The organism is Paenibacillus massiliensis subsp. panacisoli DSM 21345, assembly GCF_000426545.1.
Taxonomy (GTDB): Bacteria; Bacillota; Bacilli; order Paenibacillales; family Paenibacillaceae; genus Paenibacillus; species Paenibacillus panacisoli.
On sequence record NZ_AUFO01000011.1, the window covers coordinates 37,353 to 60,697 of the forward strand.

Consider the following 23,345-nt stretch of genomic DNA (forward strand, 5'->3'; position numbering starts at 1 on the left):
GAATGGAGGAGTCTGAATGGAGACAGGTGTAAGTATCGTGCTGCCTTTGCTGGAAAGAGTGCTGAAGCTGTCTGAGGGCGAGCTGGCGGGAATGGAAGCGGATCGGGATTTACGGAGCTTGGGATTGAATTCACTGTCCGCCATTGAATTGATTGTGGAGCTGGAGAACGAGCTCAACATTGTAATCGATGACGATGATCTGCTGTTGGACAAACTGTCCACGCTAAGCGAGATTGAAGAGCTGCTGGGCAAATATGTATAAAGCCGGGATAGGTTCACATAGGCAATCCGTGTCTGGAACAGACCGGGTAGGCAAGCATTGCCTGTATTCTTCCCTGTGCGGGTTGCTACTGCGCCGAGGTATTGCAGCTGCCGAGGCTGATTTGTTCCTGCTAGCGGGTAGCATGAACGCGGAATATGAGGGGGAGCTGCGTCCATTTGGTCCGGGAACCTTCGGGAACCAGCTGCGCAGAATCACGGCTTCCGGAGGTCCTGACCTCCGGGTTGAAGCCTGGGACCCGCAGGACCGCGATCCGCACAAGCTGTTGAAGGCTCTACCTGATGGGTACAGCGCGATGCTGCACGTATCCAGCGCAGCCCTGACGTATCACCAGATTTATGTTATCAACCGTGCACGCGGACATGTGATCGAGCTGCATAGCCTGGATGAAGAATCACGGACTGCCCATGTATCGGACAGCTTTCTGCTGGACTCATCAGGCCAAGCATTCCAATACACGGGCGAAGCCCGTCTGGACGATCTGCTGGGTGGAGTGCTGGATTATGCGTGGCTGGCGGGGGCGCCAGTCGAGCCTTCACCGGCAAGGATATACCAAGCGTGCGCCCTGCATATTCGGGATTATCTATCAAGTTGGAGCGACGTGCCTCAGTTCCGAAAAGGGGATGCAGCCTATCGCGCCTTTATAGCAGATTTTCAGCTGCTGTCCGATCTGAACGATCAGGAGTTTCGGTACCAATGTGCAGAGATTTATTATCAGCTGCGAATCGGCACCGCGCTCACTCTGGCGGATTATCTCCACGATTTTGCCATGCTCCATCAGGATACGCTGGGGGCTGGGGCGGGTTTCATTGCCGACGGGGCCACAGAGCTCTACGCCGGCTGGCACCGCCTGAATTTGCAAATTTACAAGACAGGCCTGCAGCTTGGCAGGCATCGTGTACAGACACTGATCAGCCGTGCGAATGAGCTAGTTGACCAGCAATACAGGCTGCTTGAACAGCTCCTGCCACTTGTGGAAGAGGCTAGACAACAGTAGGGAGGGAATCGTTTTGCCGGTTATTACACTGAATCGATTGTCGAAAACATTTACGTACTACAAAAAAGAACCGGGTGTGCGGAAATCGCTGCAAAACCTGTTCCACAGGGAGAAGCTGGCCAAGGAAGCCGTTAAGGAGATCAGCTTTTCCGTCAGGGAAGGTGAAATGGTCGGTTTTCTCGGGCCGAACGGGGCGGGCAAAACGACAACTCTGAAAATGCTGTCAGGCATTCTGCATCCGAGCAGTGGTGAAGCTTCCGTACTGGGATTTACGCCTTGGAAACGGCAGAAGGAATTCAAGCGACAGTTCTCCATCGTCATGGGCCAAAAAAACCAGCTGTGGTGGGATTTGCCTGCAAGCGAATCCTTTGCGCTGAATAAGTTGATTTACGAAATCGGCGACCATGAATTCCGCTCTTCATTGGACGAACTAGTCACGCTGCTTGGTGTGGAGGAGCAGTTGCATGTGCAGGTGCGGCGTCTGTCGCTTGGAGAGCGCATGAAAATGGAGCTGATTGCCGCGCTGCTGCATCGGCCGAAGGTGATTTTGCTGGATGAGCCGACCATCGGTCTGGATATGGTATCCCAGCGCAGGATTCGGGAATTCTTCAAGGCATATAACCGCCAGCACCGAACGACGGTGCTGCTGACCAGTCATTACATGAAGGACATCGAGGATTTATGCTCACGGGTAATGATCATCAGTGGCGGGAGCCTTGTATATGACGGAGATCTGAAGAGCATCAACGAGCGGCTGGGGGCCCGTAAGCTGCTTAAAGTCAGACTGACCGAGCCCGTAGCCCCGAAGCAGCTCGCGGGACTGGGAAGTGTCCGATCAAGCAGCCAGCTGGAGGTTGTTTTTGAGGTCGATGCGGAAGACACACTCGGATGGTCGAAAAAGGTGCTTGATGCGTTGCCTGTTACAGATTTTACGATTGAGGATGTCCCGCTGGAGGAAGGCATTGAAAATTTGTACAACGAAGGCAGATGGGCCGATGCGAAATAATCCGCTTGAACATAACAAGTATGTCAAAGTGTTTTTACTTGGCATGCAGAATGAGATGGAGTACAGGACGAACTATTGGCTGCAGCTATTTTCGTTCATTTTGCCGTTGATGACGCAAATTTTTCTCTGGCTTGCTGTCTTTGGCTCTTCGGGTGAACGGCAGCTGCTCGGCTACACCCTGGAGGAAATGCTCGTGTACGCCGTAATGGCAGCAGTTACCGGCAGGCTGATTGCAGCCGGTTTTGAATACGAGATTGCGGAGGATATCAAGGAGGGAGGGCTTGGCAAATTTCTTGTACAGCCCGTGCACTATTTTGCCTACCGTCTTTTTCGGTTTGTCGGGGCCAAGGCTGTGCAGAGCGCTGTTATCTGGACAGGTGCTGTCTGTATGCTGGTCGGGCTCAGTCTGTGGGGCGGCGGCAGCTTTTCAATCACTCATCTTTTGCTGTATATGCTGACCCTTCCCGGAGCGCTGCTGCTAAACTTCCTCATCTATTATACGCTTAGCGGCATGGCTTTCTGGATTACGGAATCCGTGGGATTGTTCTATACCTTGTCCCTCGTCATCTACGTTGTGAGCGGAACCGTCTTCCCGTTGACGATTTTTGGGGAGGCGGTGGGAAAGCTACTGAGCATGCTGCCGTTTGCCTATACGGTGTTTTTTCCCGTCAATGCGGTAACAGGTAAACTGAGCGGCTCCCTCATAGCAGCAGGCATCGGCCTGCAGGCCTTCTGGATTGCCGTACTCCTGATTCTGTCGGGGATTGTCTGGCGTGCGGGTGTCAGACGCTTCGTAGCGGTGGGAGGATAACATGAAAAAACTGCTGCGGACGTGTGTCCGCTATGTCAGGTTGTACATGCGGTTCGTCAAATTTTCCGTCATATCGCAGATGGAGTATCGGATTAATTTTATTACTGCATTTCTGGTGGAGACGGCTTACCTGCTGATCAAGCTGCTCTATGCCTCGGTCCCTTACCGGACAGGCACGGACATCAACGGATGGTCCCCGGATGCAGTGCTCCTGTATATCGGAGTGTTCACGATTATGAGTGGCCTGTACAGCGGGCTTTTTTATAGCAATTTTACCGGGCTGCCGACCAAAATCCGCACAGGCTCGCTGGATATGCTGATGACCCAGCCGGTCTCCCTGCAGTTCATTGTCACCCTGCGACAGTTCAATCTGGGCTATACCATCCCGAATGTTGTTGGAGGTGGCATTATGGCAGGCGTCGGCTGGCATCGTCTGCAACTGCCGTTCACCTGGGAGGCAATTAGCGGCTTTTCCCTGCTGCTGGCAGTCGGTGTGCTCACCGCTTATTCGGTCTTCCTGTTACCGCAAATGCTCGGTTTCTGGACCATCCGTACGAACGGGGTGACGGAATTATCAAACAGCCTGTTCGACACGAATACCGTGCCGATGTCAGTATACAGCAAGCTCATTCAGAGAATCGGCATTTTTGTACTGCCCATATTCGTCATCTGCAATTTTCCGCCCATGTTTGTACTGGGCATGATGAATGGCAGCCTGCTGCTGTGGGCTGTATTGGTCCCGATTTGGCTCCTGCTGATTGTGCGGCTGGTCTGGCAGTTCGCGCTGCGCGGCTATACAAGCGCAAGTCAATGACTGGAGCGGGAAGGAGTTACATTCTTATTTCTAGGGGGGAAGAGTGAATGACACCGGATGTACCTGCACTGAAGCGCATATATATGGGAACGTTTGAGGCGGAAGCTTATTGGAAAGATCCAGATACAGCGTCCCTGCCCACTCTGCCGGATCGGTCTGGTGCGGCGATTGTCGCCGCCATGGATGAGCTGCTGTTCTGCTTCTGTGGGCAGGAGGATGTGCTGCTTACCCGTTACGCCATGTCCCCTGTACACTGGCAGTATATATCTGGATTTGGCTTCAGGCCTGCTGTCAATGCGCATGATCTGTCCTGTTTCCGTGATGAAACCGTTGTGCTAGGCTCATCTGCTTCCGTCTTCGAGCTGCTGTGCCAGCGCCGGGAAGACGGTATGCCGGGGTTGCCGGATGTACAGGGTGGCCTGCTCGCCCCGTTTGCCTACCTTCCTTACACGGAGGAGGCGGCAAAAGCGTGGGGTATCCGCCTTCACCAGCCGCCTCTTGAGACGGTCCGCAAAGTAAACGCTAAGACTTACTCCTCCAGGTTGAAAGAGCGCTTTGGACTGAGCAATCCCGGCCAGATCGTCACGAGTGCCGATGAATTGGAGCAGGAAGGGCGAACGCTGTTAATGGAAGGCACTTTTCTGGTAAAGGATGATTTTGGCGTATCCGGCAAGGGCAATCTGCATATCACTTCACTACAAATGCTGGAACGGATCGTGGCGTATCTGAGGCAGCAGGAGCGGAAGGGGAAGAGAGTATGCTTCATATTGGAGCCTTTTCTGGAGAAGGAGCAGGATTTTTCCTGCCAATTTGTTGTGTCCGAAGCAGGTGAGGTGGAGATTGTATCCGTGCAGCTGCTGGCCAATTCAAGCTTTTCCTACAGAGAGTCGCTGCTGCCTGATGCAGGATTTATGGAGATGCTGGAGGATAAGGGTTATTTTTCGTTCATGAAGGCGATTGGCAGACAGCTGTGGGCGGACGGTTACTTCGGGGATGTGTGTGTCGATTCCATGACGCTCAGAGACGGAAGCCTTGAAGAAATTGTAGAGATTAATGCGCGGCGCTCCATGAGCCTGATCAAGCACCAACTTGATGTGTGCCTGACGGAGCGCTCGCTGCTTGGCAGCATGACCAATTATACGCTGTCCCATCAGGGGGCGCTATCGTACGAGGCTCTGCTGGACAAGCTGGAGCAGGCGAAGCTGTTGTTCACGGACAGCCGTGAAGAGGGCGTGATGCCGCTGTCGGCCAATACGCTGTATGTGAATACAGGGGGGAGGGATACGCCCAATCCTGCCAAGGGTATGAATGGAAGCACAGACACGGGACGAAAAGGAAAAGGGCGGCTCTACCTGGCGATGATTGCCGAGAATCAGGACAGAAAGGCACAATTGACTCAGCGGCTGGAGCATTTTTTGGCTGATAATCAGTTTGCTGTATTAAATTAGCTGGCATGGGTGAACAGACATTCATATTTCGAAAAAGCTGGGAGGAAGGGAAATGAAGGTTACGATATTATGCTCCGGTTTCGGGTTGGGATTCTACACGCCCGGATTGCTGATTGAAGCAGGACTGAGCAGACTTGGCATGGGTACGGCCGTTCATGTATTCGAGAATGTGCTGCCAGAATCGGCGCGTACCAAGGTGGACCAGAATCGTAAAGCCTATCATGACAACTTCAAGATCGCACTGATGTCACAAAAAATCCCGCAAGATATGAGCGAGTCCATTGATCCGGAAGCTTTGGAGCAGCTTCTGTCCTTATGGTGCGAGGAGGATCGACGCCATTTTATTTGCCTGTCAGGCCACTGGATGTACGTTCTGGAGGAATACCGGTCCCGGCGGGGCGAGGTTCCTATGCACATTGAGCTGCTGTACATGGATTCTACGCCATCCCCTTCCTGGAAAAATTTAATGCGCCACCGGCCGCAAATTGCTGAAGGCTGCGGTCAGCTTACTCTGTTTGACCATGCCACAGGCAGCATAAACTGCTATATCGATGTGTCTGTTCCCCTTGTACCCTACAGGGAACGGGAGCATCGGCTGTTCATTCATGGCGGTGGCTGGGGTATGGGCACCTATCGCGACAAGCTGGACGAGCTGGAAGCGGCCGGCTATGGGCTTGATATGATGCTGTATAACGATGACACTCCTGACGCACAGGCCGGTAGCCGCAAATATTACCGGATGGATCCGCAATGGCGGACATGGCAGACAGGAGCGGACGGTAGACATAGCTTCCCTCCGTTTGCCGAGGTCCACTCTGGCGAAGAAGTCCTGTACCGCAATGAGCAGGAATATCACCTGTTGTATGTGCGGCAGCGTCAGATGAAGGCCATTGTCAGCAAGCCAGGAGGGGGAACCATGACGGATTCCTTTGCATCCGCGACACCACTGATCATGCTGGAGCCTTTCGGTGCGCATGAGAAAGACAATGCAGATCTGTGGGAGAAGCTTGGATTCGGCATCCGCTACGAGCGCTGGGTCTCAGAATACGGAGGCGGTGCGGATATTCTGGAGAAGATGCATACAGCCATACTGGAAACGAAAGAGCGGACCCCGGAATGCTCGCGGCTGCTGGCTCAGCGCCTTGGCCTGTACTCTGCGCAGACCGTTCCCGTCCTGGAGGAGGGGAGCTGATGAATGCTGCCGCAGAAGCATGGGTGCCGCCTTCCCCGGCTGAAGAGCCCGTCCGGTTCGGCGTCATTGGCTGCTCGTCCATCGTGCCGCGTGCGTTGCTTGAGCCTGCCCGCTATGTGGAGCATTCGGCTATTGTGGCCGTTGCGAACCGGACTGCCGCAAAAGCCGAGTTGATGGCTGAACAGTACGGTATCCGCACGGTGCACCGGACCCCTGCAGAGTTATTAAACGACAGTGAGGTCGATGCCGTATATATTGCACTTAGTAACGATCTGCATGCGGAATGGATTGCAAGGGCGCTGAGCGCAGGCAAGCACGTACTGGTCGAAAAGCCGCTATGCCTGCACACAGATGAACTGGACCTGATCGAGTCGGCCCTGCGGGCAGGTGGGCCATACCTGCTAGAAGGGGTCATGGTCAGGCATCATCCCTGGCAGGACAAGCTCCGTACTATGGTAAGCGACCGTAGCTTCGGCAGGCTACGCTCGGTAGAGACCAGTCTGTGCATCCCGGCCAAAAACGGGCATAAAGACAACTACCGCAGCCGTCCGGAGCAGGGAGGGGGCTGTTTCAGAGATCTGGGTGTGTACTGGCTGCAGTTTTTGCAGACGCTGGTTGGATTGGAGGGGGCCAGCTTTCAAGGACAATCCTCCTTCGACGGGCCGGGCGGCTGTGACTGGAGCTTTCAGGCGCAGGCGGAGTACCCGGACGGCTTGAGGGCGACGGCCCTATGCTCATTCGAGCGACCTTACCGCTGCTCCCACACCCTGACCTTCGACGATGCGGTCGTTTCGCTGAATGACTGCTTCCGTGCGAATCTTGGGTTTTATAAAATGACGCTGCGTATTCGCCGGTCCGGTGAGCTGTCCGCCAAAGCCGAATTCGGGCCCATGAATTATTATGTGAATCAGCTCGATTACTTTTGCCGGATGGTCCATGGGACAGCTGTTCCTGTTCCTTTCGGGGAATCGGCAGAACGGATCAGGCTGCTGGATTCCATTTACCAATCGGCCCGCCAGAGCAGGGTGAAGTGAAGGAGAGGATTTCGTGAATCTAGCCGATGATCAACTGTTGTCCGTAACACGGAGCCACAGGACCCCGTTTTTTCTATATGACGGAGATGCCTTGTACTCCCATGTACGGAGTATACTCGCCCGTCTGCATCCTTCAGTCAAACTGCATTATGCGCTGAAGGCAAACGGAAATGTCAGCATCGCTGCTCTGCTCTGCTCCCTTGGCTGCGGGGCGGAGATTGCATCGTCAGGAGAGCTATATACAGCTCTTACAGCAGGCTATGAGCCGAAGGATATCATTTTTGCCGGACCGGGGAAAACGGAATCCGAGCTGAATGAAGCTGCTGAGACAGGAATCGGATGCGTCAATGTTGAATCGGTCCGCGAGCTGCGGCTGCTGGAAAAAGTGGCGGCACGAAGCGGTGTCCATGTGCGGGCAGCCGTCCGCATTAATCCTGACGCGGATGTATCCGGGGCGACGATAAAAATGGGTGGGGCAGCCCGCCCGTTTGGTGTGGATGAATCCCAACTGGACGTTTTCTTTGCAGCTTTGCAGGAATGTAGTCATATTCAATTTCAGGGCATCCAGATCTACACAGGCACTCAGATGCTGAAAGCGGAGGAGATTATTGGATCGTTTGCGAATACCGTCAGACTTGCCGGGGAGATTGGTGGGAAATACGGTTTGCCTATTCATAGCATTAATCTGGGCGGCGGCTTTGGCATTCCTTATTTTCCTCATGAACAATCGCTTGATATGGATCAAGTGCTCCAGTATCTCAACGGATTGGCGGCAGAGGCGGTGCAGCGTATGCCAGGCGTCCGTCTGATTATTGAGAGTGGCAGGTACCTGGTCGCCTGTTCCGGAATGTATGTGACAAAGGTACTGTATACCAAAACATCCAAAGGAGAAAAGTTTGCCGTCACGGATGGAGGCATGAACCATTACGCTTCCGCAGCTTTCCGGGGACGCAGGCTGCGCGATAATTTTCCGGTAAAGGTCTTCAGCGCAGACAAGCAGCAGCCGGACGTGGATAAAGCCGGAGAGGCCAGGCAGGAGGAGGAGGAAATCACCGTCGTTGGCCCCCTCTGTACTCCCGAGGATTGTCTTGTTCGGAAAGCGAAGCTGCCACTCATCAGGGAGGACGACTACATTGTGATGCCTAATGCGGGCGCGTACGGACTCAGCTATAGCCCTGTTGATTTTCTGGGTCATCCATCTCCAACAGAGCTACTTGCAGCCGGTGGGCAGGTATATGTGATCCGAGAACCTGGTAATGCGAAGGATGCTATGCGTCATCAGCGTCTGATCGTGCCGAATACGCTCCAGCAGATCTAGCAAGAATACACATTCTGTATTTAAAGCAATAATTCGTACGGTTCTTCCCTTACATTAAAAGATGAGATTCCTGTTGCTATTAGAGGAGAAGGTGATGAGGCTGCCCAAATGGCAGCCTCATCACCTTGAAGCTTACATGGACGGAGCTGGGTCATAAAATATGGGGCTACCTTAAAGCTCCACATCTGCCGATATATAACTAGTGAACCTAGTGCCTTCATTAGATTGAATACGAGTGTAGAGCCAAGGCATTAGGAATATATCAAGTAGTTAGGAAGTGTTGTATGTTAAGGAAGCTTTGGAGTCTACTATTCTCTATTTCTCTAGCTGTAACGATGCCGGGAGTCGCAAAGGCTGCTGAGAAGCCCGTGCAGTTGTATGTTAATCACGACAAACTGGTCGGAGTGCACACAGTCATGAAGAAGGGGCTGCTGTATGTACAAGCACAGGAATTCTTCTCTAAGCTCGGCTATAAGGTGTCCTATGATCCAGAGCTTCAGGAACTCATAACGGAAGTTAATGGACATGAGCTCAGCTTCTGGGCTACCGATGATACGATTGAATTTAATGGTCGGATTTATTATATGGATACGCCCGTTTTTGTAATGGATGACCAACCATTCATTTATGTTCGGCTGCTCGGATACATCATGGAGCATTCTGTGGAATATGACCCCGTCAAGCAGACTGTTAGTATGAATCCTTATGGTGATGGCCAGATGGAAGCTATTCGAGAGCTTGTCTGGAAATATGACAAGACTTTTAGTGTAGATCTACTGACTTTCGATAATCTTGAGCGGGGATACTATTCATCGGATTACGATTATCAATCGTATGAGTTGTATAGAGAAGTGCCTCTTCGGGAGTACACTGCAACTGTAGATCACATTGAATTCACATCTGCTACGGAAGCAGCCTTGCACGTAACCTATGTTGAGAACACAGATGTGCTGAATCGACTACATAAATACAATTTGGAGATTCGATGGGAAGATGGAATGTGGAAGGTGGCTAGATCTGAGGTAACTTTGTTTCAATGGACACTTCCCAGCGATATTGATGCCAAGGCAGCGGCTATTAAGCAGAATTCCGACAAGAAGCAGGCGGAGGTTTTGTCTGATCTAGCTAGTTATTTTAAGGCTTATAACGCAGAGGATTTAGAATTGACACGTCAATATACTTCCCCAGCCGAGATTCAGACTTGGGGTGAGGGTGTTTTCTCATGGGAGCACACCTTTAAATACGGCTTTAATAATACCGATACTACGTATCAGCTTTCAGACGAGCGAGTAGTTTTTCTCGGTGAAAGGGAAGCAGTAGTCCAAGCGACTATGGAATGGAGTCAGGTTAGAGAGGGTGAAGACAAGGAACAGTCGATATTTCCAGCTTTGATTTTTATGGATTATGCTAACGGTCGTTGGAGTTATAGTTATTATGTGCATCTGAATGATGATGATGTTACTAATTAAGGTGGTGCGAGTTCATAAAAGCATGTGGCCACCGACAGCGTCAGTGCGATTTCGGAATGTACAAGTAACATTCATAAGCCGAGTTCCCCATAACAGGAATTCGGCTTTTTTTCGCTATGTATTTGCTATGCAGACTACCTTCGTTCCTTACATATGTTTTGCCTGGAAAATCTCGATATGTATGCATAACATGCAAGCTCTTCTCCTATTTTCATGATAGAATGAGCTAAATTTAATATAGACAGATAACAAGAGCTAGGGATTGGAGTGGGGAACAGTGATAGGTATTACACATTTTGGACTGTTTGTGATTACGGCTTTGCTTGTGAATTTCACCCATGGAGCTGATACGATGTATATCGTAAGTCGAAGCGTGTCTCAGGGGAAAAAGGCGGGCTTTTACTCTGTGCTGGGCATTTCTTCGGGCATCCTCGTACATACCTTTTTGGCTGCTGTCGGGTTATCGCTGCTACTGACCACGTCGGTTATGCTATTCACAGCAGTGAAGCTGATCGGGGCTGGGTATCTGGTATATCTGGGCATTCGTATGCTGATGCAGCGCTCGTCCAGCTTTGAGCTGGCGCACAAAAAGGAAGCCTCCTACAAAAAGATTTATGTTCAGGGACTCATTACGAATGTGACCAATCCGAAGGTCGCGCTCTTCTTCATCTCGTTCATTCCGCAGTTCATTGCTCCGAACCAGATTTATGGTTCCTTGCCATTCATAATTCTGGGGCTTACCTTCGTCCTGACGGGCACGCTGTGGTGCTTACTTGTGGCATTCTTCTCAGCGCTACTTACGAACAAGCTGCGAGAGAATCCGAAGGTAGAGCTGATTCTAAACAAGATTACTGGCCTGATTTTTATCGTCATGGGCATCAAGCTCTTCCAGACCAAAGCCGCCTAGGGAGACACGCTTATCGGAGCCCATTCATCCAATCTGCAAGTTGGGATGGGAAGTGAGCGGAATTCAATATAGAATCGATCATAACTATGCGGACTAAACTCCTTTTTGGAAACATCTTTCTGATTCCGATATAATAATAAGGCATGTCTTTCTAAAAAACTGTGTTAAATTAGGAAATTCACATGTGTTGAAGCTTATAATTAGAGGAGAGTGTAACAGATGTATACGACTATTAATGGATTTTTGAACGATTGGAAGCAGGAAGCTGCGCTTACGCTGCAAGTGCTGGACAAGCTGACAGACACCTCGCTGAGCCAGGCGGTATCGAATGAGCAACTTCGTACGATTGGCGAAATTGCGTGGCATATCGTGCAGAGCGTACCTTTTTTTGTAAATCAGATCGGACTTCAACAGGAGGTTCCAGCTCCTCAGGAAGGCTCCGCATCAGCAATCGCACAAGCGTATCGCCGCGCCAGCGAGGCGGTAGTTGCAGAATTGAGCGCACATTGGGCGGATCAGGATGACAAGCTGCCTCAGCCGATCAAATTGTTCGGCGTCATTGACACGACTGTCGCTGGCGTGTTGAACACGCTTGTTCGCCATCAGATTCACCACCGTGCCCAACTCACAATCCTGATGCGTCAGGCAGGGCTGGTAGCACCGGGTATATACGGGCCGAACGAGGAAGAGACGGCAGCCATGAAGGCGGCGCAAGCCAAATCGTAGTGTTGATAATCAAGATTAAGCCTGCTGCTCTAAGTGAAGCGGCAGGCTTTTTTTAACGAGTGATCATTCGCTTGGTGAAGTAGTCCCTACCGTCATGAAAATTGAACGACGTTAATGATTAAGCTGCCAAGTTATTAAGGCGTTTAATTGAAGGTACACCGCTAAAAGGACAGATGACAGTTCATCTGTCCTTTGCTGTTCGTTCATCAGTACATCTGATTTGCTCCGTTGTTCTATGGGAATTATTATAGTACTGTTAGTGACACGACTAAGAGCATATGTTAAAAATTCAGAATTGCTAGGACCCGGAGCAGTAACTAATCCAGCATATTTATATTCAAAAATACATTCAACGAAATTCCAGCAAAAGGGGGAGTGTACATGATCAAGGTGCTTGTCGTGGATGATGAAGCTAGTATCTCCAGTGCTATTGCTTATGCGCTAGGTCGGGAAGGCTTCACGGTCGAGACGGCTGCAGACGGGGAGGAGGCACTAAGGCAGGTTGCGGCCTTCCAGCCGGAGGTCATGGTACTGGATGTGATGATGCCCAAGCTGAACGGATATGAGGTATGCAAAAGGCTGGATGACAGCACTAGACCAGCCGTCATGCTGCTGACGGTCAAGAATGACATTGTTGACAAGGTGCTGGGACTTGAGCTGGGAGCGGATGATTATATGACCAAGCCGTTCGATATTCGTGAGCTGATCGCCAGAGTCAAAGCCTTGGCCAGACGCAGCCACCGTCAAGAGCCTCCTGCATCAGAGGCGACTGTTGAGGGACGGATTGAGCTGGGTGCGCTGTGGATTGATGTGCCGAGCCGCACAGTAAAGGTAGCCGGACAGGAGCTGGAGCTGACGCCGAAGGAGTTCGATCTGCTGACTCTGCTCGCGGGGCACCCCGAGCGGGTGTACACTCGGGAGGCATTACTGGAGCAGGTATGGGAGATGGACTTCGCCGGAGGTACACGTACCGTAGACATCCATGTGCAGCGTCTGCGTAAAAAGCTAGGGGAGCAGCAAGAACTCATTCAGACAGTTTATGGCATCGGCTATAAAAGCAAGAGGCTGCCTACATGAGCCGCTCCGGCCATCCATCCGCATCCTCATCACGTTTGCAGCGTAGGAGATGGCTTCATATTGGCCTGAAAGGCAAGATTGCTCTGCTGCTGGCCCTGCTGCTAGCCTTCGTCATTCTACTACTCAGCATTCTGGTGCTAGCGGGCATCCGTGATGATCAACGGACCCGCATGGAGCAAAGTCTGGCCCACCAAGCGGATGCGGCCAACCTGCGCGTGCGTGAGGCCTATCTGACTGGCAGGCGCGTAACACCGAAGGCTTTCATGGAGCAAAGTGGTCAGCGTCTGGCTGTAGATCTGGGCGGGCAAAGTGGTATGGCGGTGACGTTATACGATCCGGACGGTAGCTTCGCAGGCACGTCCTTGCCGATTCAGCCGCTAACGGATGTGAAGGCCGCACTCACGCATACAGCTCAAGGACAGTCAGCGTATATAACACAGGGTGAGCAGCTGCTATATCTGGCACCGTTATACAATGTGGATGAGCTGCTCGGCACGGTACAGTTCCATTATTCGCTTAAGGAGCAGAATGATTTTTACAGCCAGATTAGGCGACTCTTCATGGCGATCGGTGCGGCAGTTCTGGTGGCAGGCTTTCTGATCGGGTATGGGTATGTCTGGCGGCAAGTGCATGTACTTGGCAAGCTGAACCAGGCTGCGCGAGATATTGGACAGGGCCGCTACCTGAGCGAGCCCCCAGCCCTGCGGAAGGACGAGCTAGGCGAGCTGGCGCAAGGCATCTATGATATGAGTGGCCGGATCTCCTCCTATGTCAGCGAGTTGAATGAGGAGAAGCAGAAGCTGCTTGCTGCCATTATTCGCCTGCAGGAGCTTGAACAGCAGCAGAAGCAATTTATCGGGAATATCAGCCATGAATTGAAGACGCCATTGACGTCGATTCTTGCTTATTCGGATCTGCTGGACATGTATAGCGATGATCCGGCTCTGCTGGAGCACGCGCGTACACAGATTGGCAAGGAGGCAGAACGGCTTTATGCGCTAGTCGAGAAGGCATTGCAGTTATCTGCAATGGATGTATACGAATTCGAGACGAATGCTTCCCGAGTGGAGATTCGGCCTTTGCTGGAGGAGGCATTGAATCGGTTGCATATGAAGGCAGAGCAGCGTGAAATCTTGCTGACTTCGGCGTTAAATGAGGATACGGCCTGGGTGGATCGTGATAATGTTATGCATATGGTGGTCAATCTGCTGGACAACGGAATCAAATATAATCGGCCTAGCGGGACGGTCAAGCTGTCCAACCGTTCAGTGATCTCTGACTCCGGCGAGCGAAGCGTGATCATCGAGGTCGAGGATACAGGAATCGGGATACCACAGGAGCTACAGGAGCGGATTTTTGAGCCATTTTATACCGTGAGCGATGATCGTTCCCGCGATACAGGGGGGACAGGACTGGGTCTTCCTTTGGTGCGAAGTCTGGCGGCGAAGCAGCACGGATCAGTGAGGCTGGTTGCCTCCGGGCCTGACGGCTCACATTTCATGATTACTTTACCCGGTGATCCTCCGTCTGATCCAGAGGCCTATTAATGTATCCCATTGCTGCGTCTTGTCGATGTATCCTGTTGCTGTATCGCCGCTTCTGTTACAAGTTCGATACAAGCTGGATATGCTTTGGAGACATCGCTCCATTATTATCGAAGCAAGCAGCAAGCTTAACAGAGGTCGACAGGTTCACCGATTGCAGCGGCTTCATATAGTTGATCTACTAGGGGGAAATGTTAACATACTGTGGAAGTTACCGGTCTATGGGAAGGCAGCATTGAAGGTAGCTTCATGCGAGAAGAATGCATTGGATTGGACACAATAAGCGTATTAGGTCAGGAGTACCTTTGGACATGATGAGGGATGCAAGTGAAGCGATGATAACTACGACCTAAGGAAGCATGAAATAGGAATGTGGAGGATGGAGAAAGGGGGAATCCATATGAAATCCATACTTGTCATGCTCAAGCTGGGGGCGGCCCTAACGTTAACGACAGGGCTGATGGGATGTGCAGCTGCCCAGTCTCCATGGGGACAAGCAGATCAGGATGCCCCCGAGGGACAAGGGCAATTGACGGTTGTAGAGGGCTCTGGTCCGAAGCCGGAGCAGGGGATTGTGGTAAAAGCCATTCATCGGCTGGAGGGTGCCAATATTGAGCAGTGGTTATCCGATGATGAGCTGCAGATTAGCCTGACCAAGCTGCTTAAGCCAGGTACAGCGACCGAAGAGCCAAAATATGAATATAGCTCCCAGAAGGTCAATCTGGACAGCAATGAACAGACTGCGATTACAGACCAGGTCGATTCGAATATGGTTCGCAAGGAGCAGGTCTCTCCAGATGGTCAATATAGCTTCATCCAGCAATGGCAAGATAAATATACTGCACGTAATTTTATTGAGAACCGAGGCACGGGCCAAGTTACCGAACTCCATGAAAAGAACTATTTGGAGCAGGGTAGTTGGTTGAACGACGATACCTATGTGCTTGCAGCAGGCTCTATGCAGGGGCCCGGCCCAATTCTCTCCATTCATGTGGATGGTACGATTACGCCATTGCCATTTCAGGACCCGGAGCTGGATAGCTTTACGACCTTTGGGGCAGGGCAGGACCGGATTTATTATACCGATAACAAGAGAGTCCTGAAGCAGATACAACCCGGTACTGCACAACCTACTGAGCTGTTGAAGAATGTAGTGAATTTTGAATTGTCCCCGGATGGCAGGCATCTTGCTGTAGAGACGACTCCTGTACCGGGGCAAGTAGGTAGTGAGCTGCGCATGTTCGACGGCAATGGTAGTGCGGAGAGTATATTGATCGCCAAGGGGGATCTGATTCCTTACATCGCGTGGTCTCCAGACTCTACCAAGCTGGCTGCAGCTCTGTATACCGAGGATTCAAGGGGGATGAACGGGGTGTATATTCTGGATTCGGACTCTGGCAAGGTCTCGCCAATCGGGCTGAATTATTTTCCACAGTTCCCGCTGAGCTGGAACCCGTCTGGTACGCGTCTTGGCGTGACCATTGATGGTCAGGATGGGCTACCAATGACGCAGATTATTGATTTCAAATGAACATTAGAAGCTGTTACGGCTGTAATGGAGTGCAGATGCATTCTTTTATGCCGAGCAGCTTCTTTTTTTAGATAATAGAATTTATGAATTTTCAGCGGAGCTGAGCAATTCGATTATCGCAAGAAAAACTTCAGCTAAAGGCGGTCTGTCTTCTGTGAAAGTACGACGATAGAAGTTTATCTTACCTTTTATATATTAATTCATTCATATCGTGAACAGGCGGGTACTAGATCATACCAGAGCAAGTCCAACCAAGAGCAAGTTCATGCAAGAGCGTATAAGTGTTACAAGTTCGATACAAGCTGGATATGCTTTCGAGATATGGGGGTTCTATACTGAGTTCATCAGGAAGGAACAACAAGCTACATCGTTACAATCACATTACTTCCGCCATTTGGCGGTATAGACAAAGGAGCTAATTAATATGAAGAGGAACAATGTAAAGAAATCCATCACAGCTATGATGGTTGTGGGCATGACTTTGACGGGGGCAGCAGGTGTCTACGCTGGAACCAACCTCCAGACTATTCAGGCGTACTTGAATAACAAGATCAGCTTCAACGTGAAAGGCTCTGTATTCGAACCAAAAGACGCTAACGGAAAACCATTAGCACCCATCCTGTACAATGACACCACATATCTGCCTGTTCGTGCATTATCGGAGGCATTGCAAGCGCCAGTATCCTACGACAGCAAGACAGGAGTTATTACGATTGGCGCACCGACGAACAATGTCCCCGGGAATGGCAATGGTCAGACAGACACATGGGTGAAGCCAAGCTATACAGCCGCCCAACTGGAAGCCATTCAAAAGGCTTTCGCAGACTTTGACGGATTCGAGACGGCCTATGCACCACAGTTGATCAAGAAAGGTGATGCGCTGCAAAAAATAGTCGCAACGGATGATGGAGTGAACTTCATCTTCGCACAAATGACGGTTAACGTATCTCCACGGGATTATTCCGCAGGCTACACAGGTACTGAAGTGACATTGTCGAACGGACATACAGGAAAATGGTACACCCCAAGCGATACAGCTATGCTGACCGTGAAGCAGGATGACCGTTATGTAACGCTTAGCTCCCCGAACGGCAAGCTGAGTAAAGCGGAGCTGGAGAAGGTAGCTGCGAATGTAACGAAGCTGAGTAGCTCTCAAGCAGGTGCAGAACAGATGAGTGAAGTAAAATATACCGAGGCTCAGCGTAAGGCCATTAAGGCGGAGTTTGCAAAATTTGACGGCTTCAAGACAGCATACGCACCTATGCAGATGGCAAAAGGCGACACGTTCCAAAAGGCAGCCGCCGGGGGAGACGGCGTGACCTTCCGCTTCCAGCACATGAACGTAAGTATTTCACCACGAGACTACTCCTACGAATACGACAGCAAGAATGTGACGCTTTCCAATGGTGTAAAGGCTAAATGGTATACGCCAAGCGATACAGCCATGCTTACCTTCGAGTTGGATGATCGTTACGTTACGCTTAGCTCTCCGGATCATAAGCTTAATCAGGCACAGCTGGAGCAGATCGCCGTAGGCGTGGCCAGATTGAAATAAGATGGATGTTCGTTGGCGTTTGCATCCAGACAACTTCATCCAGATAAAAAAAATGTGGGGATAGAACTTATCGGACATCCAGAAGATGAAAATGGGTTCGCTCTTGCTGTACAGCTAATAGCCCAACGTGTATTTAATGCAGGATAGATAATACTAGTCAGACAACCGCCAGCATGAAAAGCTGGCGGTTATTTAAAATGAAGATCATAAAATTAAAACTGTTCTTTCTTGTGTAATAGATGTTAAATATTACGATGGGACAATTTTGGAGAACGAATATTATAATTACTGGCTTGACGAGTACAAAGAAAAACCTTTGAAGTCAAACATGGCACCTCAATAGTGAAACCCAACTGAAATGATAAATTCCATGTAATGAAGCTTGTGGGCGACGCCGTAGACCAGGTGCGGATTCAGGAGCAAAAACAAGCGCCGGGCAAGAGGTTACCGAAACGTCGAGAACCTGACAGACCGGATGCTTCTCAGGCACGGCAACAGGCTCCAAGCCCATGCCCGACAATATTCGGGCAACCTCCACCGCTTTTTTTGCGCTCACCTGCGGCCATCCCCTCCGCCCTGGTTCTTTCCATGCGTGATCTTTCATCGCGAAGGTATTTCATTCGCGCCTCGTATTCCAAACGTGTAGGCCGGCAAACTATATGGACGCTTCGAGCGAAGAAAACAATGAAGTGCTGGTCGCGATTCACGATGCTTCCGTGCCGATTGGACGGACGTGTTCGACGGGATGTGGAACGATACGGAGAATTTTACGGAGTGGGAAGAGGGGGCTCGAACAATATGTAAAATGCGGCGGCCTGGCCATAGTTCGGTCTGATCGCTTTCTTTCTACCTGTTTTGTCTTCCTATCTCAGAGAAGTCTTCCAAGCTTCAACAGTGATCACTTCTGCCTGCATAGGAAATACTTTTTGAATAAGCAGTTGCTTAACTTCAGGATCGGGATCTATACAGGCATCGGATAATACACTAATCATAAAGTCTTTGTCCGATGCTTCGCGCAGCGTCGAGAGAACAACGCCACTTGTAGCAATTCCCGCAAGAATAAGAGTATTAATCCCTTTTGAACGAAGAATAATCTCCAGATCGTTTCCAGAAAACGCGCTGGTTCGCAGCTTGTTCACGATCAATTCGTCATCTGTAGGTGCTACGGATTTGTGAATTTCCAAAGCGGTTTCCGAATTCGTTGCGTTCACCCAATTCGCAAAACTACTGAACATTTTGTTACGGGAATGAATCTCGGGATATCCCGGCCGAAAAGCTGCCCGCACATGAATAACAGGAATTTGATGACGGCGTGCTACTGCAAGGGCATTCTGAAAAGGTTGCAGCGCACTTTCGTCTTTTACGCAAGATGCCACCGTTATATTCTGTACGTCCATTATTAATAGAGCGCTATTATTCATGATTATCCTCCTTTTCGTCACAAACGGAGGATCATCTCCGTTTGCTTATATTATACGGAGGGGTTTCTCCGTTTGTCAATATGAATTCTATACTGTACTATTTCATCTAGGCACAAGAAGAAATGAAACAGAGAACGAGGTGTGACTCAACATGTCGAAAAAAAATGCAACCTTGAATACTGGCAGTACGCTTGACCCCATTGCGAACCGGCTTTTCGAAAAAAGTATGCGTGCTGACGCTAAACAAAATCGGAATAAGCTGCTCAAAGCGGCTCATCATGTATTTATGAACGAGGGTATTTCGGCATCAATGGAAAAGATCGCCCGCCATGCTGGCGTAGGCGTAGGTACCATTTATCGGCATTTTCCTACAAAAGAAGAATTGATCGAATCGGTGATGGTGTATCACAAAAAGCGCCTAATCGAAGAAGCATTTCAAAAAATTAAAGATCGCGATCCAGGCGAAGCGTTTTTCACTTATTTTGCCAACGTCATAAAAGAAGGAATCGCCAACAAAGCTATTATCGACGCTATAGTCATCAGTAGCCCGAGTCAGAATCAGCCTTTGGAGATTGTCGAAGAATTTTGGCAGGGAGTCGAACTGCTTTTTACCCGTGCTCAACAAAACGGTGCCGTTCGATCCGATGCGAGTATTGAAGACATTCGAATTCTGTTTACTGGTATCTTGCAGGTTAGCGGAGATACCGGAGTATATCCAGAACAGGTTATAAAAATCCTCCGCGATGGTCTTCGCAGCACGCCGCAATAACAGCTGAGCTACGTTGCCGATGTATCCCGGCTATTTGTGGTTTTGCCGACTTGATGCGTCATGTGTCGGTGAGTATCTGATGGAACTTCGTGCGCTCGGCATCCTGCCCTTGGTCTCGCTACGCAACCTGACACTGTAAGAAGAACCGGTCTAACCCCGTCAAACCAAGGATCCGGTCAAACAAGCCAAGCGGACAGCGAAGGTGAAGCAGATCCAAGTGAACAATGAAGCCAAACGCTTCCAACTTCACGGCGGATACCGCCAGATTCAAAACATGCGATCCCGTTGCGAACATGCCTTTGCGGAGGCCAAGGGCATCCATGGCCTGGATCGCGCTCGAAACCGGGGGCTGGATCGCCTGCAAGAGCAGGCCACCTGGACGGCTATCGTTCAAAATCTCAAACGGCTCTGCCGGTTTAAGGCGCAACGCCCTCTGACCGGTAGTTCCGTATACGCAGTGTCGAGGGAAGGGCACAAGAACGTTCCTGTACACGCTTCTTTTCTGCGATTTCTCGCCTTATTGGGGGAGGTGTTCCACGGGTTCAATATACGGAAAGACACATTTTCACCGGACTTTTAGAAAAAAGCAACTACTCAATTAACGCTAGGGATAACAGCAGAAAACTCCTTGAATATCAAGGAGTTTTCTGTATAGGACGGATGGGGTTCGAACCCATACCCCTACCCTGTTCAAAATAGTACTCTCCCGATGTACTACCGTCCTGCAACGGGATTTAATACCACAGAAGAGGACAGAAAGGCAATAAAAATTTGGGGATGAGATATGAATGAATGATCAATATTAGTTTAATATTAATTATTTTCCAATAGTTTTACCTCTTCACCTTGCTGTTGCTGTATTTTAATATTATGTCTGCCCCAAGAACACATGACATCAATAATTTTATTAGCTGTGATTCCATATTCCGTTATATAATATTCAACTTTTGGAGGCATTTGATTATACACATGCCGACCTACAATACCATCTTTTTCGAGTTCACGAAGTTGTTGTATGAGAACCTCGGTCGGCTTAACTTGCGATCGGTCCAGTCCATCGCGCCCAGATAGACTGGCTTGCCCTCTCGTTCTTCACAACACATGCTATCTTGTTTCGCAATCATCAGCCACTCCTCCGGCGATTCCTTGCGCAAATTGCGCTTCACAATGAAGTCGACACCGTGCTCCAAACAGAGGTTCAGATTCGTCAAAGCGTCATTGCCGGCATCCATGCGCACCAGCAGCGGCTGGTCCGTCGCACGTCTGGCCAACTCCAGGCTGTGCAACAAAAAGGTGTCCGCCTCTTTTTGTACATGGGTGCTGCCTTCGCGCAAGTTGACGTTGATGCCATATCCCTCCTGCCCCAGATAGGCAAAGGAGGGGGCGTAACCGTCGACTTTCTTATAGGTCAAGGAAACTCTAGTGATTGATCCAGTTGGAAACGTACAGGATTCATGGTGCACCTCCGGGGTGAAGTCGAGAAAACCAAGGAAATCGTTTTTTTCCTCTATCTTACTCCACCTCATGGCTATTTTCTAATAGAATCATATCAGTAGTTTCACGGATTCAGGAAAATGAAAGTAGCCCATACACTCACTTTAATGTAAAATATAGATAGAAATATAAGTCAATTTAATGAGGTGGGAATGATGATGAAAAAACATCGTACCATGTATATAGCTTTAGGTACTTTGTTTCTTTCTATTATCTTGATTTATGGAAACTCAGTTACGACTAATCAACAGCCTGTTGGATCAATAGAAATAAATAATGGTTCCTCTGTAGCTTTAAATGATGGCTACATTCCAATTGAAAACAATCTTGATCAGGAAAATCCGCTGATAGTTCCTATCACCGATGAAGAAAAAGCTCCCGTTCAACTGCTCCCGAATTATAAGCAAGAAGATACTCCACGGATTAAACTTTTACCATCCGAATAGTTGTCAGAACAGCCTTTTGCACAGGCTGTTTTTTTGTCAGGAAGCGTGAGTTCTTATTTCCCAAAGTAGCTTCTCATACGATCCCACTTTATATAATTCTATACGCAAAGGCAATTTCCATGTGGAAATCGTTCTTGTAAAGTGGCATGGAAGCAACTAAATTTCGAAATATACAACTGTTTGAAAGAGGAAAGTTATGAACATCCAAGCTCACAAATTATTCTATTCCATCAGCTTTTTGCAATTTTTTATGAGTGAAATTACAGGGACGACATTAATTCTATTTCTTCTTTTCAAGGGTTTGTCTTTGGAGATGGCTAATTACTTACTTGTGATTTTATTTCTAAGTGTGTTCTTGTTAGAGGTTCCTACAGGTGCGATATCGGATAAATACGGACGTAAGATATCTATGCTGTTGGGGCTAGTGTGTTTTATGATCTACAGTGTATTGTTCGTAATGTCCGAGGATATGTGGCTACTGATGTTCGCGCAGGTTTTTGGAGGATTGGCTATTTGTTTACAGTCTGGCTCGTTGGAATCCTGGGTGGTTGAGCACAGTGATCGTCCGATAGAAACACTATTCACGAATGCTAATAGCATCCGATATATCTCGGGTATCCTTTGCGGATTACTCGGTGCTGCATTAGCCAGTTACAGTTATGCACTTCCGTGGTTTATCAGCATGGTTTCAATCGTAGTAACTTTTATTCTGGTTGCGGGTTTTATGGTAGAGCATCATGTGGAGAAACGTCGGCAAAGCAGCCTTAAGCTTACGGATATCGTTAAAGAAAGCATCCACATAGGGATGAGTAATAAGGCTATTTGGATCGTCTTCCTCATTGGTGTGTTCATTAGCTTCTCTAATTCAGCAGGGAATACCTTTCAACAACCACGATTGGTTGGTCTGTCTGGAGAAGGGGTCTGGATTATGGGGATGATTAAAGCAGGCTATTCATTGTGTATGACGTCAGGCAGTCTTTGGGTCCAGCGCCTGTATCGGAAGTATCAGGATGTTACCATTCTTATTTTTTCGTGTCTGATGTTGGGCATATGGTTATTTGCAGCGGGAGTGTTTAATACATTTTACCCGGTATTAGTGACCTTTCTGATTTACGAAGTAGGGCGGGGAATGTACCCGGCAGCTAAGCAAATCTTCTTGAATAAAAGAATCAGTAATGAGTACCGTTCTACGCTTCTATCTCTGGATTCGGCTATTTCCCAGTTGGGAATGTGTATTGGACTTGTTGTTACAGGAATCATCAGTCGCAATTTCTTAGACCTGTCATCCGATCAAGCACCTATTCGTTTGTCGTGGATTATTTGTGGCTTAATAGCGATTGTACCGGTTTTTTTCTTGTTGTATCATTCCAGATCAGCAAGAGAGAGCCATTCAGCGGAGTCTGCCACTAAGATACCCGGCAAAGAAACGTTCTAAGAAAGCTTATTATACACAATGAGGCTCTATCATATTAAAAATAGGCTGTAGTACAACAACAAAAGTAGCCC

24 protein-coding genes, 1 tRNA gene and 1 pseudogene are annotated in these 23,345 nt (G+C 49.4%); 22 read left to right on the forward strand and 4 right to left on the reverse strand.

Going from position 1 to position 23,345, the window contains the following annotated elements; translation table 11 throughout:
- Positions 1-16: 16 nt before the first annotated feature.
- The 18 genes and pseudogenes from K331_RS0109910 to K331_RS33105 form a co-directional block, all read left to right on the forward strand.
- Positions 17-262 carry an acyl carrier protein gene (locus K331_RS0109910; RefSeq protein ID WP_028590181.1) on the forward strand — a complete coding sequence of 82 codons (246 nt, stop codon included), beginning with the start codon at positions 17-19 and terminating at the stop codon, positions 260-262.
- On the forward strand, positions 255-1,277 hold the full coding sequence (locus K331_RS0109915) for a BtrH N-terminal domain-containing protein (RefSeq protein ID WP_028590182.1): 1,023 nt from the start codon (positions 255-257) through the stop codon (positions 1,275-1,277). Before K331_RS0109910 ends, K331_RS0109915 begins: the two co-directional genes overlap by 8 nt.
- A gap of 13 nt (positions 1,278-1,290) precedes the next feature.
- Positions 1,291-2,283, forward strand: coding sequence for an ABC transporter ATP-binding protein (locus K331_RS0109920; protein ID WP_028590183.1), 993 nt, complete (start codon positions 1,291-1,293; stop codon positions 2,281-2,283).
- Positions 2,240-3,094, forward strand: coding sequence for an ABC transporter permease (locus K331_RS0109925; RefSeq protein WP_226383572.1), 855 nt, complete (start codon positions 2,240-2,242; stop codon positions 3,092-3,094). The genes K331_RS0109920 and K331_RS0109925 overlap by 44 nt, the downstream gene beginning before the upstream one ends.
- 1 nt (position 3,095) lies before the next feature.
- The gene (locus K331_RS0109930; RefSeq protein ID WP_028590185.1) at positions 3,096-3,908 is read left to right on the forward strand and encodes an ABC transporter permease; all 813 of its coding nucleotides are present in this window, start codon (positions 3,096-3,098) and stop codon (positions 3,906-3,908) included.
- Positions 3,909-3,955: 47 nt separating this feature from the next.
- Positions 3,956-5,356, forward strand: a complete 1,401-nt coding sequence (locus K331_RS0109935) for a hypothetical protein (RefSeq protein WP_028590186.1) — start codon at positions 3,956-3,958, stop codon at positions 5,354-5,356.
- A 52-nt stretch (positions 5,357-5,408) separates the two neighbouring features.
- Entirely contained in the window at positions 5,409-6,548 is a 1,140-nt protein-coding gene (locus tag K331_RS0109940) for a hypothetical protein (RefSeq protein WP_028590187.1), read from the forward strand.
- Positions 6,548-7,582, forward strand: a complete 1,035-nt coding sequence (locus K331_RS0109945; protein WP_028590188.1) for a Gfo/Idh/MocA family protein — start codon at positions 6,548-6,550, stop codon at positions 7,580-7,582. Before K331_RS0109940 ends, K331_RS0109945 begins: the two co-directional genes overlap by 1 nt.
- Before the next feature lie 13 nt (positions 7,583-7,595).
- Complete coding sequence (locus K331_RS0109950) at positions 7,596-8,900, forward strand: type III PLP-dependent enzyme domain-containing protein (protein WP_028590189.1); 1,305 nt, start codon at positions 7,596-7,598, stop codon at positions 8,898-8,900.
- 284 nt (positions 8,901-9,184) lie between these two features.
- Positions 9,185-10,369, forward strand: a complete 1,185-nt coding sequence (locus K331_RS0109955) for a copper amine oxidase N-terminal domain-containing protein (protein ID WP_028590190.1) — start codon at positions 9,185-9,187, stop codon at positions 10,367-10,369.
- Positions 10,370-10,646: 277 nt separating this feature from the next.
- Positions 10,647-11,276 carry a LysE family translocator gene (locus tag K331_RS0109960; protein WP_028590191.1) on the forward strand — a complete coding sequence of 210 codons (630 nt, stop codon included), beginning with the start codon at positions 10,647-10,649 and terminating at the stop codon, positions 11,274-11,276.
- A gap of 219 nt (positions 11,277-11,495) precedes the next feature.
- Entirely contained in the window at positions 11,496-12,002 is a 507-nt protein-coding gene (locus tag K331_RS0109965; RefSeq protein WP_028590192.1) for a DinB family protein, read from the forward strand.
- Between the two features lie 381 nt (positions 12,003-12,383).
- Positions 12,384-13,079, forward strand: coding sequence for a response regulator transcription factor (locus K331_RS0109970; RefSeq protein WP_028590193.1), 696 nt, complete (start codon positions 12,384-12,386; stop codon positions 13,077-13,079).
- Positions 13,076-14,626: a sensor histidine kinase gene (locus tag K331_RS0109975; RefSeq protein ID WP_028590194.1), complete on the forward strand. Its 1,551-nt coding sequence runs from the start codon at positions 13,076-13,078 to the stop codon at positions 14,624-14,626. The genes K331_RS0109970 and K331_RS0109975 overlap by 4 nt, the downstream gene beginning before the upstream one ends.
- 397 nt (positions 14,627-15,023) lie before the next feature.
- Complete coding sequence (locus tag K331_RS0109985) at positions 15,024-16,154, forward strand: TolB family protein (RefSeq protein ID WP_028590196.1); 1,131 nt, start codon at positions 15,024-15,026, stop codon at positions 16,152-16,154.
- Positions 16,155-16,578: 424 nt separating this feature from the next.
- Positions 16,579-17,709: a stalk domain-containing protein gene (locus K331_RS0109990; protein WP_028590197.1), complete on the forward strand. Its 1,131-nt coding sequence runs from the start codon at positions 16,579-16,581 to the stop codon at positions 17,707-17,709.
- Positions 17,710-17,920: 211 nt separating this feature from the next.
- Positions 17,921-18,052 (forward strand): DUF5780 domain-containing protein, encoded by a 132-nt coding sequence (locus K331_RS32650; protein ID WP_226383582.1) that lies wholly within the window; start codon positions 17,921-17,923, stop codon positions 18,050-18,052.
- Between the two features lie 29 nt (positions 18,053-18,081).
- Positions 18,082-18,513, forward strand: a pseudogene (locus K331_RS33105) (hypothetical protein); the annotation flags it as partial.
- A gap of 59 nt (positions 18,514-18,572) precedes the next feature.
- On the opposite strand, the gene K331_RS0109995 reads toward K331_RS33105, so the two are convergent.
- A complete protein-coding gene (locus K331_RS0109995) occupies positions 18,573-19,130 on the reverse strand; it encodes a cysteine hydrolase family protein (RefSeq protein ID WP_028590198.1) in 558 nt (185 codons plus the stop codon).
- A 151-nt stretch (positions 19,131-19,281) separates the two neighbouring features.
- Between K331_RS0109995 and K331_RS0110000 the strand changes: the two genes are divergently transcribed.
- Together K331_RS0110000 and K331_RS33110 are read left to right on the forward strand one after the other, a co-directional pair.
- Positions 19,282-19,899, forward strand: coding sequence for a TetR/AcrR family transcriptional regulator (locus K331_RS0110000; protein WP_051289760.1), 618 nt, complete (start codon positions 19,282-19,284; stop codon positions 19,897-19,899).
- 217 nt (positions 19,900-20,116) lie between these two features.
- Complete coding sequence (locus K331_RS33110; RefSeq protein WP_404821479.1) at positions 20,117-20,479, forward strand: transposase; 363 nt, start codon at positions 20,117-20,119, stop codon at positions 20,477-20,479.
- A 72-nt stretch (positions 20,480-20,551) separates the two neighbouring features.
- Here the strand turns inward: K331_RS33110 and K331_RS31860 are convergent.
- The 3 genes from K331_RS31860 to K331_RS0110010 form a co-directional block, all read right to left on the reverse strand.
- A tRNA-OTHER gene (locus K331_RS31860) sits at positions 20,552-20,623 on the reverse strand.
- 89 nt (positions 20,624-20,712) lie between these two features.
- Positions 20,713-20,868 carry a winged helix-turn-helix transcriptional regulator gene (locus tag K331_RS31435; RefSeq protein WP_318842586.1) on the reverse strand — a complete coding sequence of 52 codons (156 nt, stop codon included), beginning with the start codon at positions 20,866-20,868 and terminating at the stop codon, positions 20,713-20,715.
- 8 nt (positions 20,869-20,876) lie between these two features.
- Entirely contained in the window at positions 20,877-21,311 is a 435-nt protein-coding gene (locus tag K331_RS0110010; protein WP_028590201.1) for a hypothetical protein, read from the reverse strand.
- A 234-nt stretch (positions 21,312-21,545) separates the two neighbouring features.
- Between K331_RS0110010 and K331_RS0110015 the strand changes: the two genes are divergently transcribed.
- Positions 21,546-21,839: a hypothetical protein gene (locus tag K331_RS0110015; RefSeq protein WP_156897637.1), complete on the forward strand. Its 294-nt coding sequence runs from the start codon at positions 21,546-21,548 to the stop codon at positions 21,837-21,839.
- A 196-nt stretch (positions 21,840-22,035) separates the two neighbouring features.
- Complete coding sequence (locus K331_RS0110020) at positions 22,036-23,274, forward strand: MFS transporter (protein ID WP_226383573.1); 1,239 nt, start codon at positions 22,036-22,038, stop codon at positions 23,272-23,274.
- The last annotated feature ends 71 nt before the right edge of the window (positions 23,275-23,345 follow it).

Excerpts from the sequence above, each read along its gene's own strand:
- K331_RS0109910 (WP_028590181.1), top strand. The coding sequence starts at position 17 with ATGGAGACAGGTGTAAGTATCGTGCTGCCTTTGCTGGAAAGAGTGCTG.
- K331_RS0109915 (WP_028590182.1), top strand. The coding sequence starts at position 255 with ATGTATAAAGCCGGGATAGGTTCACATAGGCAATCCGTGTCTGGAACA.
- K331_RS0109930 (WP_028590185.1), top strand. The coding sequence starts at position 3,096 with ATGAAAAAACTGCTGCGGACGTGTGTCCGCTATGTCAGGTTGTACATG.
- K331_RS0109935 (WP_028590186.1), top strand. The coding sequence starts at position 3,956 with ATGACACCGGATGTACCTGCACTGAAGCGCATATATATGGGAACGTTT.
- K331_RS0109940 (WP_028590187.1), top strand. The coding sequence starts at position 5,409 with ATGAAGGTTACGATATTATGCTCCGGTTTCGGGTTGGGATTCTACACG.
- K331_RS0109945 (WP_028590188.1), top strand. The coding sequence starts at position 6,548 with ATGAATGCTGCCGCAGAAGCATGGGTGCCGCCTTCCCCGGCTGAAGAG.
- K331_RS0109955 (WP_028590190.1), top strand. The coding sequence starts at position 9,185 with ATGTTAAGGAAGCTTTGGAGTCTACTATTCTCTATTTCTCTAGCTGTA.
- K331_RS0109965 (WP_028590192.1), top strand. The coding sequence starts at position 11,496 with ATGTATACGACTATTAATGGATTTTTGAACGATTGGAAGCAGGAAGCT.
- K331_RS0109970 (WP_028590193.1), top strand. The coding sequence starts at position 12,384 with ATGATCAAGGTGCTTGTCGTGGATGATGAAGCTAGTATCTCCAGTGCT.
- K331_RS0109975 (WP_028590194.1), top strand. The coding sequence starts at position 13,076 with ATGAGCCGCTCCGGCCATCCATCCGCATCCTCATCACGTTTGCAGCGT.
- K331_RS0109985 (WP_028590196.1), top strand. The coding sequence starts at position 15,024 with ATGAAATCCATACTTGTCATGCTCAAGCTGGGGGCGGCCCTAACGTTA.
- K331_RS0109990 (WP_028590197.1), top strand. The coding sequence starts at position 16,579 with ATGAAGAGGAACAATGTAAAGAAATCCATCACAGCTATGATGGTTGTG.
- K331_RS0109995 (WP_028590198.1), bottom strand. The coding sequence starts at position 19,130 with ATGAATAATAGCGCTCTATTAATAATGGACGTACAGAATATAACGGTG.
- K331_RS0110000 (WP_051289760.1), top strand. The coding sequence starts at position 19,282 with ATGTCGAAAAAAAATGCAACCTTGAATACTGGCAGTACGCTTGACCCC.
- K331_RS0110015 (WP_156897637.1), top strand. The coding sequence starts at position 21,546 with ATGATGATGAAAAAACATCGTACCATGTATATAGCTTTAGGTACTTTG.
- K331_RS0110020 (WP_226383573.1), top strand. The coding sequence starts at position 22,036 with ATGAACATCCAAGCTCACAAATTATTCTATTCCATCAGCTTTTTGCAA.